The sequence below is a fragment of the Actinomyces oris genome (genome assembly GCF_001937665.1).
Lineage (GTDB): Bacteria > Actinomycetota > Actinomycetes > Actinomycetales > Actinomycetaceae > Actinomyces > Actinomyces stomatis.
In genome coordinates, this window is record NZ_MSKL01000024.1 from 17,150 (window position 1) to 28,615 (window position 11,466).

At 69.1% G+C, this 11,466-nt stretch carries 9 protein-coding genes; 4 read left to right on the forward strand and 5 right to left on the reverse strand.

Annotation, left to right across the window (positions count from 1 at the left end; genetic code table 11):
* Positions 1-308: 308 nt before the first annotated feature.
* Together BKH28_RS09275 and BKH28_RS09280 are read left to right on the forward strand one after the other, a co-directional pair.
* Complete coding sequence (locus BKH28_RS09275; protein WP_075418533.1) at positions 309-1,925, forward strand: DivIVA domain-containing protein; 1,617 nt, start codon at positions 309-311, stop codon at positions 1,923-1,925.
* 9 nt (positions 1,926-1,934) lie between these two features.
* Positions 1,935-2,426 carry a hypothetical protein gene (locus BKH28_RS09280; RefSeq protein WP_075418534.1) on the forward strand — a complete coding sequence of 164 codons (492 nt, stop codon included), beginning with the start codon at positions 1,935-1,937 and terminating at the stop codon, positions 2,424-2,426.
* A 27-nt stretch (positions 2,427-2,453) separates the two neighbouring features.
* Here the strand turns inward: BKH28_RS09280 and BKH28_RS09285 are convergent, their stop codons facing one another.
* The 5 genes from BKH28_RS09285 to BKH28_RS09305 all read right to left on the reverse strand — a co-directional run bounded on the left by BKH28_RS09285 (position 2,454) and on the right by BKH28_RS09305 (position 7,457).
* Positions 2,454-2,744, reverse strand: coding sequence for a hypothetical protein (locus BKH28_RS09285; RefSeq protein WP_075418535.1), 291 nt, complete (start codon positions 2,742-2,744; stop codon positions 2,454-2,456).
* A 98-nt stretch (positions 2,745-2,842) separates the two neighbouring features.
* Complete coding sequence (locus BKH28_RS09290) at positions 2,843-3,697, reverse strand: carbohydrate ABC transporter permease (protein ID WP_075418536.1); 855 nt, start codon at positions 3,695-3,697, stop codon at positions 2,843-2,845.
* Between the two features lie 6 nt (positions 3,698-3,703).
* Positions 3,704-4,633, reverse strand: coding sequence for a carbohydrate ABC transporter permease (locus BKH28_RS09295; protein WP_075418537.1), 930 nt, complete (start codon positions 4,631-4,633; stop codon positions 3,704-3,706).
* Positions 4,634-4,770: 137 nt separating this feature from the next.
* Complete coding sequence (locus BKH28_RS09300) at positions 4,771-6,090, reverse strand: ABC transporter substrate-binding protein (RefSeq protein WP_075418538.1); 1,320 nt, start codon at positions 6,088-6,090, stop codon at positions 4,771-4,773.
* A 380-nt stretch (positions 6,091-6,470) separates the two neighbouring features.
* Positions 6,471-7,457, reverse strand: a complete 987-nt coding sequence (locus BKH28_RS09305) for a malate dehydrogenase (protein ID WP_075418539.1) — start codon at positions 7,455-7,457, stop codon at positions 6,471-6,473.
* Positions 7,458-7,710: 253 nt separating this feature from the next.
* Between BKH28_RS09305 and BKH28_RS09310 the strand changes: the two genes are divergently transcribed.
* Together BKH28_RS09310 and BKH28_RS09315 are read left to right on the forward strand one after the other, a co-directional pair.
* On the forward strand, positions 7,711-9,537 hold the full coding sequence (locus BKH28_RS09310; protein WP_075418540.1) for an ABC transporter ATP-binding protein/permease: 1,827 nt from the start codon (positions 7,711-7,713) through the stop codon (positions 9,535-9,537).
* Positions 9,534-11,387, forward strand: a complete 1,854-nt coding sequence (locus BKH28_RS09315) for an amino acid ABC transporter ATP-binding/permease protein (protein ID WP_075418541.1) — start codon at positions 9,534-9,536, stop codon at positions 11,385-11,387. Before BKH28_RS09310 ends, BKH28_RS09315 begins: the two co-directional genes overlap by 4 nt.
* The last annotated feature ends 79 nt before the right edge of the window (positions 11,388-11,466 follow it).

Consider the following 11,466-nt stretch of genomic DNA (forward strand, 5'->3'; position numbering starts at 1 on the left):
GCTGAGCGAAGCGATATCTCCCGAGACTCCACCAGCAGAAAGTGCCCCACCGGCCCACCGAGCAACGCCCTTGTCTCGAAGCGCAGCCGGAGGAACGCGCGGAGAAACGCTCGCGCGAGATCGGATGCTTCCCGGCAGACCATCGGCGTCACCATCCGCCACCCCTCTCACGGGGCCAGGAGAACTGAATCACCACCATCTCTCTGTGCGCATGGTCACACTTTCGTGGTTACCTTCCCGATCACACCCAATCGTTAGGCTTGGCCTGGTGGTGAGCGTCCCCGGCTCGCCAGGAGGAGGAACCCGACGTGGCTGAGGAATACAGCGAGTTTGCCATCACGATGCGCGGCTACGACCGCGCCCAGGTCGACCGGAAGCTGGAGCAGCTCTCACGCCAGCTGGCCGACGCGCGTCGCGAGGTGGCCAGCCTTGACCAGCGCGCCATGACCCTGGCCGGCGAGCTGGCTGACGCCCAGCGCCGGCTGCGGGAGTCCGACAAACCGACCTACGCCGGCCTGGGCTCACGGATCGAGCAGCTGCTTCGCAGCGCCGAGGAGCAGAGCGCCTCCGTCCTGTCCAAGGCCAATGCCGAGGCCGACGCCCTGTTGACCCGGACCCGCACCAACGCCAAGAACCTCTCCGAACGCAGCGCCTCAGAGGCGGCGACCCTGCTCGCCGACGCCCGCCGCGAGGCCAGCGAGCTGCGCACCCGCTCCCAGGGTGAGGCCTCGACAGCCCTGGCCAACGCCGAGGCCCGCGCCCAGGAGCTGGTCTCCTCCGCCTCACGCAAGGCCGCCCAGATCTCCGCCGACGCCGAAGCAGCCGTCACCGAGATGCGAGCCACCGCGGAGCGCGAGGCCGCGCTGGTCCTGTCCCAGGCCCGCAAGCAGGCCGCCGAGATCGCCATCACCTCCGAGCGCGATGCCACCGCCAACCGCGAGGCGGCCGCGGCCGAGGCCGACGAGCTGCACAAGACCTCCACGGCGAAGGCCGAGGAGATCCTCTCGGCCGCCAAGCAGGAGGCCGAGTTGACCGTCGGCAAGGCCAAGCGCGAGGCCGAGGAGATCCTCACCTCGGCGCGCAACGAGTCGGAGACGCTGCGTCGTTCGGCCACCGACGAGGCGGCCGCAGCCCGCTCCGAGGCCACCGAGCTGCGCCAGCAGGCCACCCTGGAGATCGCCGCGGCCCACGAGCAGGCCGCTCAGGAGGACTCTGACGCCCACGAGGCCACGCGCGAGCGCATCCGCGAGATGCAGGAGCAGGCCCAGATCCAGGCCCAGGAGGCCGAGGAGCGTCTTCAGGAGGCGTTGTCCCGGGCCGAGGAGGTCCGCGCGCGCACCGACGCCGAGGCCCGCAAGCGCCAGGAGGAGGCGGTCTCCCAGGCCGAGGAGACTCTGGCACAGGCCCGGATCGAGGCCGAGCAGATCGTCAGCGACGCCCGCGCGGACGCCGACGTCACCGCCCAGGTGGCCGCCCGTCAGCTCCAGGAGCTGGAGCGCCAGCGCGACTCGGTCGCCGCCTACCTCACCGAGATGCGCGGCGTCCTGGGAGGGGCACTGCCTCAGGCCCCCACCTTCAGCGACCACGTCGCTGCTCTGCCTCAGGAGCCGACTCCGGCTTCGGACCAGTCCTCCGCCGAGTCGGCAGAACCGGCCGCATCCAGCAGCGCAGGCAGCGCGCGCTCCGCCGGCTCGAGCAGCGCCGCCTCCGCGCCGTCGGCCACCTCGGCGGCCCCCGCGCCGACCGAGAACAAAGCCGCTGCGGCCTCGGGCGGCGGCCAGCAGGCGGGTGCGCAGTCGGCCCCGAAGAACACTCAGAAGGGCGGAGCCGGTCGCATTGAGCACGTCCCGGCCCCCGGTAAGAGCTCGGGCGGCTCCGGCAACTCCGGCAACCGCCATCCCCGCCAGGGCAAAGGGCGTCGCTGAGACGCAGTCGTGACACCCGACGACGCCGCCCGGTTCGAGACAGAGTCGACCAGCACCTCCGGTTCTGGTGACTCCGACTGGGCGGCGTCGCGTCGTCGTGCGGCCATGCAGCGGGCCCGCATGCTCCGGGAGCGTCAGGACGCCGAGCACACCCGGGCCTCCCACATCGTGGGGCTCTTCCTCAGGGTCGCACGCAAGGAGGGCCTTGAGGACGTTCCTCTGCGGGTGCGCGGCTACGCGGGCGGCAGTGCCCGCACCCCGCTGCGCGGCTGGTATCTGAGAGCCGATGAGACGGTCGGTATCGACACGGAGGGGCGCTACTACGTCCTGTCGATGCCACTGAGCCTGGGGCAGCGCCTACGCGGGGTCAGGCCCGAGAGCCAACCTGTGCCGATGACCATCGGCGAAGGCGGACGTGACGGGGATATCGTGCCGCTGCGCTTCGCGCTGGACCGCCTGCTGCCGGGCTGGGAGGAGCGCTCTCCCGAACCGCTGGTGTGACCGCCGGCGTTCCTCCTGCCCTCCCGGCTACCAGAGACGGCGCTCCCAGCAGGAGGTGTGCCAGTGGCGCCGCTCCTCCAGGCCCCGGTCCGCTCCGAAGAGCGACTCGTTGCTCCAGGCCACCACGTGCGCGGTCCCAGCAGGAATGACGCGGTGGCAGCCGGGGCAGGTGTAGGACTTGTCCCCACCGCGCAGGTGGCGCACGGTGAAGTCCGCCCCGCCGGGACCGGTCTGGGTGCGCGGCACGGAGGCGAGACGGTCCATGCTCAGGGGGATGTGCCCCTGCCCGTAGGGGCGCTTGGAGCTGCGACGTGCCATGACCCGATCACATCACATCCGGCTGCCGTCCCCAAGCCGAGGGCGGCAGCCGGATGTGAGAGCAGGTGGATGACGGGAGCGAAGGGGCCGGGCCGGCCTCAGCCCTTGACGGATCCGGCCATGAGGCCGCCGACGAAGTACTTGCCCAGCAGGATGTAGACCGCCAGGGTCGGCACCGAGGCGATGAGCGCACCGGACATGGAGGCACCGTAGTCGGCCAGGATCGACCCGTGAGCCAGGTTGTTCAGCGCCAATGTCACCGGCCCGGACTGTGCCCCGCCGCCGAAGAACAGGGCGAACAGGAAGTCGTTCCAGGCGGAGGTGAACTGCCAGATGAGGACCACGACGAAGCTGGGCACCGAGATCGGCAGGACCACCGAGACGTAGGTACGAAGCATGCCGGCTCCGTCGACCCTGGCCGCCTCAATGAGCTCGTTGGGAATGGTCTCGTAGTAGTTGCGGAAGATGAGCGTCGTGATCGGGATGCCGTAGACGACGTGCATGAGGATCAGCGTGTGGATCCCGAAGCCCAGGTCGGCGCTGGTCACCAGTCGCATGAGCGGGATCATGACCGCCTGGTAGGGGATGAACATGCCGAACAGGATGAGGGTGAAGACCACGTTGGCCCCGGGGAAGCGCCACTTGGACAGGACGAACCCGTTGGCGCTGCCCAGCATCGCCGAGATGATCGAGGAGGGGATGACCAGGGCCAGGGAGCGCAGCAGCCCACCACTGAGCTGGTGCCAGGCGTTGGTCCAGTTCTTGGTGACCCAGACCTCGGGCAGGTACCAGGTGCGCGAGGGGTCGGCGTCGGCGGAGCCCTTGAAGGAGGTCACCAGCAGGACGTAGACCGGGATGAGAACGAGGACCACCGAGGCCAGCAGCAGGATGAACCGGACGGTCTGCCCCCAGCCGGGGCGGCGCGGGCTGCGCGTCGTGAGTGCCTGTGCCATCGCCGCTCACCTCCTGCCCTTGGCGTCGTGAATGAGGTAGGGGATGACGGCGATCGCGACCAGAACCAGAAGTATCGTGCCGACGGCGGCGGCGTTGGAGTAGTCGTTGTCGGTCATGAAGTTGAACATGTCGATGGCCGGGACCTTGGTGGAGTATGTCCGCTGGTCCGTGATCGACATGATGAGGTCGAAGGACTTCAGGGACATGTGCCCGATGATGATCACGGCACTCAGGGCGATCGGGGTCAGCTGGGGGAAGATGATCGACTTGTAGAGCTGCCACTCGCTGGCACCGTCGACCCGGGCGGCCTCGCGCAGGTCGTCGGGGATGCCACGGAAGCCCGCCAGGAAGAGCGCCATGACGTAGCCGGCCAGCTGCCACACGGCCGGCAGCGCGATGGCCAGGATGCCCCAGGTGGTGTTCTGGGTCCATGAGTTCTCCAGGAACCTCAGACCGGTCATCTCGAACAGACGGTTGAGCCCGGAGGCACTCTCGCCCTGCGCAGAGTTCAGCAGCCACCGCCACACCACGCCCGAGGCCACGAAGGACACGGCCATGGGGAACAGGAAGATGGAGCGGAAGACGCCCTCCCCCTTGATGGGGCGGTCCAGGAGCCAGGCCCATAGGAAGCCGACCACGAGGGTTCCGGCCAGGAACGTGACGGTGAACAGGACGAGGTTGATGAAGGAGTGCCGGAAGTCCGGGTTGCCGAACAGGGTCGTGAAGTTGCTCAGCCCGACGACGGTGGTTCCCCTGCGTCCGGAGACCTGACCGGCGGTGTGCATGTCCAGCAGGGAGGTGTTGATGTTGATCCCGATCATCCCGTAGACGAAGACGCCGACGAGGATGATCGAGGGCGAGATGAGGAGGAGGCCGGGCCCCCACTGCCTCCAGCTCGCCCGACGGCGCCGCACGGGGGCGCTCTTGGTGCTCACAAGGTTCTCCTGATGCGTGTATGGCGGAAGGATCCGTCTGTCGTAGTGATGACCGCCGGCCGGATGATCGGCGAGAGGTCGGTCCCGGGCGGGGCGGACCGTGCGTCCGCTCCGGTCCGCCCCGCCCGGGGAACCGGTCAGGAGGCGGCAGCGGCCTTGAGGTCGGCCTGCAGGGCGGTGACGTCGGAGGCGCCCTGGGCGAACTTGGTCAGGGCGTCGTTCATCGCGTTGGTGGCCTTGGAGGGCAGGGCCGCGCCGTGAGCGATGGAGGAGACGATCTTGTCCTTGGCGAAGGACTCCATGGCCGAGCGCTGGTACTCGGAGAACTTGCCCTTCTCCTCGTCGGTGAGGTCGGTGCGGGCGGGGATGGATCCCTTCACCGTGTTGAAGGCGATCTGACCGTCCTTGGAGGAGATGGCGTTGAGCCAGTTCTTGGCTCCACCGGGGTGCTTGGCACCGTCGGGCAGGGTGAAGGAGTCGGCCAGGAAGTCGAAGACGCCGTCGGTGCCCGGGACCGGGAAGTAGACGTAGTCCTGACCGGCCTTCTTGCCGGCGGCGTCGAAGCCGGCCACCGCCCAGTCGCCCATGACGTTGAAGGCGGCCTTGCCGTCCATGATGGGCTTCATGGCGGGCTCCCAGTCCTCGGTGTAGAGGGAGGAGTCGGTGTACCCCACGATGGTCTTGTAGTGTCCCAGCGCCTTGGTGACCTCGGCACCGCCCCAGTCGGTCTTGCCTGCGAAGAGCCCGTTGTAGGCGTCCACCCCGAGGTCTGCGATGAGGATGGTCTCGAGCAGCTCGAGCTGGGTCCAGGCCATGCCCATGGTGATGGGCGTCAGGCCGGCGGCCTTGACCTTCTCCATGTCGGCGATCCAGGCGTCGATGGTGGTGGCGGGCTTGGTCGGGTCGAGCCCGGCGGCCTTGAGCGCGGGCACCGAGGCCCACACGACGTTGGCCCGGTGGATGTTGGAGGGCACCGAGTAGATCTTGCCGTCGGAGTCCTTGAGGCGGTCCATGAGGGTGGCCGGGAATGCCTCGTTGAGCTTGAACTCCTCGTAGAGGCTGGAGACGTCCAGCAGGTAGCCGGCCTCGATGTGGTCCTTGATCTCGGCGCCGGCGTGGGCCTGGTAGGTGTCCGGCGGGTTCTTGGCGGCCAGGTCCGCGGCGAGCTTCTGCTTGGCCTGGCTGCCGGCGCCGCCGGAGACGGCCTTGTTCTCGAACTTCGTCTTGGGGAACTGCTGGTTGAAGACCTTGACCAGGGCGTCCAGGCCGAGCTTCTCCGAGCCCGCCGACCACCAGGTGACGACGTCGACCTCGCTGGCGTCCCCCTCACCGGCGGCTCCAGCGGACTTCGAGCCGGAGCTGCCGGAGGTCGCGCAGGCGGCCAGGGTGGCGGCGACTGCAGTGGTTCCCAGACCCGCCAGCACAGCACGGCGGGAGAGGTAGTGGGTGGGACGCATGGGACTGCTCCTTAGAAACGACGGTGTCTCATGACCACGGCACCGTTGCCGCGGGCGGGGAGATCAGATGTTGTCTAGTCATCTGAACTCGCCAGGAGAGTAGACCTAAACTGAGCGAAACTCAAACATACATTGCGCAAACAATCATTATACTGGTCATCAACCACAGGTCTATACCAGCAATGCCAACAATCCGTCCGCCGCCCCATCCACCACAGGCATGAAAAAGGTCCTCGCCGCTCGAATGAGCGGCGAGGACCCGGGCAGGAACGGAAGGGACCGCACGGCTCCACACCCAAGGTGGTCCGTACCACGAGCGGGTCGGACCCGAGTGGCAGCTCAGGCCGAGCCCGGACGCCGAGCCGGACGGTTCGAGGGACTCAGATGAGCCCCATGGAGGCCACCGTGTTCTTCTCCTCGACGAGCTCGGCTGCCGAGGCGTCGATCTTGCCGCGGGAGAAGTCGTCGATCTCGAGACCCTGGACGATCTTCCACTCACCGTTCTCCGAGGTGCAGGGGAAGGAGGAGATGATGCCCTCGGGCACGCCGTAGGACCCGTCGGACATGATCGAGGAGGAGGTCCAGGACCCGGAGGTGCCCAGCACCCAGTCGTGCACGTGGTCGATGGCGGCCGAGGCGGCCGAGGCCGCCGAGGAGGCGCCGCGCGCGTCGATGATGGCGGCGCCGCGCTTGGCGACGGTCGGGATGAAGTCGTTCTCGACCCAGGCCCGGTCGGCCAGGATGTCGGTGATGGGGGCGCCCTTGACGGTGGCCTGGGTGAGGTCGGGGTACTGGGTGGAGGAGTGGTTGCCCCAGACGGTGACCTTGTCGATGTCGGTGACGTGGCAGCCGGCCTTGGTGGCCAGCTGAGCCAGGGCGCGGTTGTGATCCAGGCGGGTCATGGCCGTGAAGCGCGAGGAGGGGATGTCGGGAGCGTGCGAGGCCGCGATGAGGGCGTTGGTGTTGGCGGGGTTGCCCACGACGAGCACCTTGATGTCCTCGGCGGCGCCGGCGTTGAGGGCCTCGCCCTGGGGACCGAAGATGCCGCCGTTGGCGGAGAGCAGGTCGGCGCGCTCCATGCCGGCCTTGCGGGGCATGGAGCCGACGAGGAAGGCGATGTTGGCGCCCTCGAAGGCAGCCTTGGCGTCATCGAAGATGTCGACGCTGCCCAGGGTCGAGAAGGCGGAGTCGAACAGCTCCATAGCGGTCCCCTCAGCGGCCTTGACGGCCGGCGGGATCTCCAGCAGGCGGAGGTTGACACGCTGGTCCGGGCCGAGAAGGGCGCCGGAGGCGATGCGGAACAGCAGGGCGTAGCCGATGTTGCCGGCAGCACCGGTGACGGTGATGTTGACGGGAGCGTTTGCCATCGAGGACTCCTTCGAGACGTGTGTCGTCGCGGGCCGCAGGCGGCAGCCCGGCAGGACAACGCTATGACGTTCGCGCAGGTGAACACACCAGTCCGCCACATTTCGTGACTCTCACCACTCCCTTGAGCAGCGGAGGTGGGATTCCTCCTGGTAGCCCGTGATCTCAGCGAGATACTCACCGCCCCTGACAACAGCCCGTCTTGATCGATACGCTGGGGGCCTCCCCAGCCCGTTTCTCGCCTTCAGGACCGTGATGAGCTCACGCCGATCCCCCGCGCCCATTCTTGCGCCACTGCGCCGCGGTTCCCCGCCCCGCCCTGTCGTCTCCTCGCCCGCCGGGCGCCGCGCAGGCGCCCTCTCATTCGGTCTGACGCTCCTGGGTGCCCTGGGGTCCGGGTGGTGCCTCATCTCCACCGGACGTGCGCTGGGCGCACTGTTGAGCTCCTCATCGACAGTGGGCCTGCTCGCCCAGGCTCTGGCCGCGGCCACCGTGAGCGCCGCCTGCCAGCTGGCGGCTCAGCGGGTCGCCCGCTTCAGTGCGTTCACTGAGGAGGCGCACCTGCGCCGGCTCACCCTGGCTCACCTGCTGGGGCTGGGTCCGGCGCGCGCCGCTGACGTCCGCAGCGGTGCGACCGCCTCCCTGTTGACCGACGGTGCCGAGCGCGTGGCTCTCTACCGGCAGACCTTCCTGGCCCCGACGCTGGCGGCCGCAGCGGCTCCTCTGCTGGTGCTCATCGAGCTGGCCGCCTTCGTCGACGTCGTTCCCGCCCTGGTCCTGGCGGCGGCCGTCATCGTGGTACCGGCCTTCATCGCCTGGTGCCACTCACGGCTGCGGGCCTCGTCGTCGGACTCCCGACGGGCTCGTATGCGCCTGGCCGCCGAGTACCTCGACGCGATCCAGGGACTGCGGACCCTCACCCTGGCCCGGGCCGCGGAACGCACCAGCGCGCGCCTGCGCCTGGAGGGGGAGACGAACCGGCGCGCCGTCATGGGGCTGCTGGCGGGCAACCAGCTCGTCATCCTGCTCACCGACGGCCTGTTCTCGCTCTTCCTCATCACCGTGGCCGCAGGTCTGGCCCTGATGCGTCTGTCGACCGGTGTCATCGACGTCGGTGACGCCTTGGCGATCGTCCTGACCTCCTATGTGCTCCTTGAGCCGCTGGACCACGTGGGCGCCTTCTTCTACGTGGGCATGGGCGGGATGGCCAATCAGCGCGCCATCCGCGGGATTCTGTCGCGCCCTCTGCCCCGCTCCACCGCGACTCCCGGAGCCAGGACCTCGCCCGCTGCGACCGCGCAGGCATCCATCGTGCTCGACGACGTCGAGGCCACCTGGGAGGCGGATCCCGTGCTGGAGGGCGTGAACCTGAGCGTGCGGCGTGGCGAGAGCCTGGCAGTAGTCGGCCCCTCGGGAGCGGGAAAGTCGACGCTCATGGCGCTGCTCGCCGGGAACCTGCTGCCCAGCGGCGGGTCCGTGCGGGTCGAGGGCACCGAGCTGAGTGCCGCCACGCAGGACGAGGTGCGCTCCGCCTCCGCACTGGTGGCGCAGACGACCTGGCTGTTCACCGGGACGATCGCCGACAACCTGCGCCTGGCCCAGCCCTACGCGACGCCGTCACAGATGTGGCACGCCCTGGAGGTGGCCCGCCTCGACAAGGAGGTGGCACTCATGCCCGAGGGGCTGGAGACACAGGTGGGTGAGGCCGGGCTGGGACTGTCGGGCGGTCAGGCCCAGCGCCTGTCCCTGGCACGCGCCTTCCTGGCCGACCGCCCCGTGCTGCTCCTGGATGAGCCCACCAGTCAGGTGGACCTGGCCAGCGAAGCGGCCATCGTCGAGTCCATTGAACAGCTGGCCCAGGGCCGCACCGTCGTCACCATCTCGCACCGCGTCGGGGCGCTGACAGCAGCGGATCGGACCGTGAAGGTCGAGGCCGGGGCGGTCCATGAGGCGGGCGGAGCCGGGGCACCCGGTTCTGCCGGCGCGGCACCCCGCGAGGAAGCCGCTGAACCCAACGCCCACGAGGCCGACGCCCCCTCCTCCAAGGCCACCGACGGTGATCACCAGGAGGAGCGGGCATGATCCGATCGAAGCAGACGGGGCGCTCATCAGCGCCCCGCTCGCGGGCAGCCGGCAGCTCGGGGCAGCGCAGCGGGGCCGGTCGGGCCGCCTCCACGCAGGCGCCTCCTTCGCGTGCGCAGCTGGTGCGGTGGCTGCTTCAGGTCACCCGCCCGGTGCTCTCACCGCTGCTGGGCTCCACCCTGTGCCGCATCATCGACCTGCTGTGCGGAGTGGCCCTGTTCTCCCTGGGGGCCTACGCCGTGGCCCGGGCGGGTCTGGCGATGACGACTGACGCACCGGTGTCCGCCATCTGGCCGGTACTGGCCGTCATGGCGGGGTTGTCCCTGCTCAAGGCGGCCCTGCGCTACGCCGAGCAGTTCCTCGGCCACCTGGTGGCCTTCAAGGCGCTCGAGCTGCTGCGCGGTCAGATCTTCCGCTCCCTCATCCCCCGCTCCCCCAGGGTCAGTGCGACGTCGCGCTCGGGCGACCTCCTGTCACGGGCCACCAAGGACGTGGACCGGATCGAGGTCTTCTTCGCCCACACTTTTGCTCCGGCGGCCTCCGCCGTCATCGTCCCGATCACGGTGCTCACGGTCATCGGTCTGCGGGTGTCCTGGTTGGTGGCCCTGGCGGCGCTCCCCTTCGTGGTGGCCCAGCTGCTCATCGTGCCCCGCCTGGGGTTCGCCGCCTCCGCCGATGCCTCCCGCTCGGTCTCGGCGGCGCGGGCGGATCTCACCCAGCACGTGACCGACACCGTTCAGGGCATGAGCGAGGTCGTCGGGTACGGGCGCAGCCAGGAGCGTCTGGATGAGATGGCCAGGATCGACGCCGAGATCGCAGGTGCCGCCAGACCAAGCGGCCAATGGGCCTCCGTGAGACGAGGCCTCAACCAGCTGGCGGGTCTGACCGCACCGATCGCCGTCGTCACCGTGGGCGCGATGGTGCCCGCGACCGGCTCCAGCGCAGGTGTCCCCCTCCTGGCTGCCGCGGCCGCCGCGGTGCTGCGGCTGTCCGACACCGTGCGCGGCGTCGAGGAGTTCTCGAGTGCGCTCAATGCCTCCTTCGCCTCAGCAGAGAGAGTGTGGGAGGTCGTCAACGCGCCCGTGGAGGTGCACGACGGCGATCAGGAGCTGACCGCCGGCATCTCCCACGAGGTCCTGTGGCAGGACGTGACCTACTCCTACCCCAACACTGCCGCCCAGGCCGTCCGCGGCGCCAGCGTCAGAGCCAGGGCCGGAAGGTGGACCTGCATTGTGGGGGCCTCAGGGTCGGGCAAGTCCACACTGGCCCAGCTGGCGGTGCGCTTCGATGAGCCGGACTCGGGCCGCATTCTCATCGACGGCCAGGACGTGACCGATCTGCGTGCCGTCAGCCTCTATCAGGAGATCGGCATGGTGGATCAGCGGGTCCACCTCATGCGGGCCACTATTGCGGACAATGTGCGCCTGGCGGCGCCGTCGGCCAGCGATGCCCAGGTGCGCCGGGCGTGCCGAGCCGCCTGCATCGACGAGGACATCGAGGCCCTCGAGGACGGCTACCACACTCTCGTGGGCGAGCGCGGCCAGTCCCTGTCAGGTGGCCAGCGACAGCGCCTGGCACTGGCGCGTGCGCTCCTGGCCCGCCCCGGGGTGCTCATCCTCGATGAGTTCACCTCCCACCTGGATCCTGAGCTGGACGAGCGGGTGCGCATCGGGGTGCGCACCTATCTTCCCCAGGCGACGATCATCGAGATCACTCACCGTTTGCAGTGGTCCGAGCAGGCCGACCACGTCGTCGTCATGGACGCGGGGGTGGTCGTGCAGACGGGGCCGCCGGCCAAGCTCCTGGCCGAGCCCGGACCGCTGCGCACGCTGACCGGCCGCGGTCACTGAGAGATGCCAGCTGGTCCAGGCTGATTCAGTCGGGTTCAGTCGGGTTCAGTCCGAAACGCTGATCGGGCGCCGGGAGTCA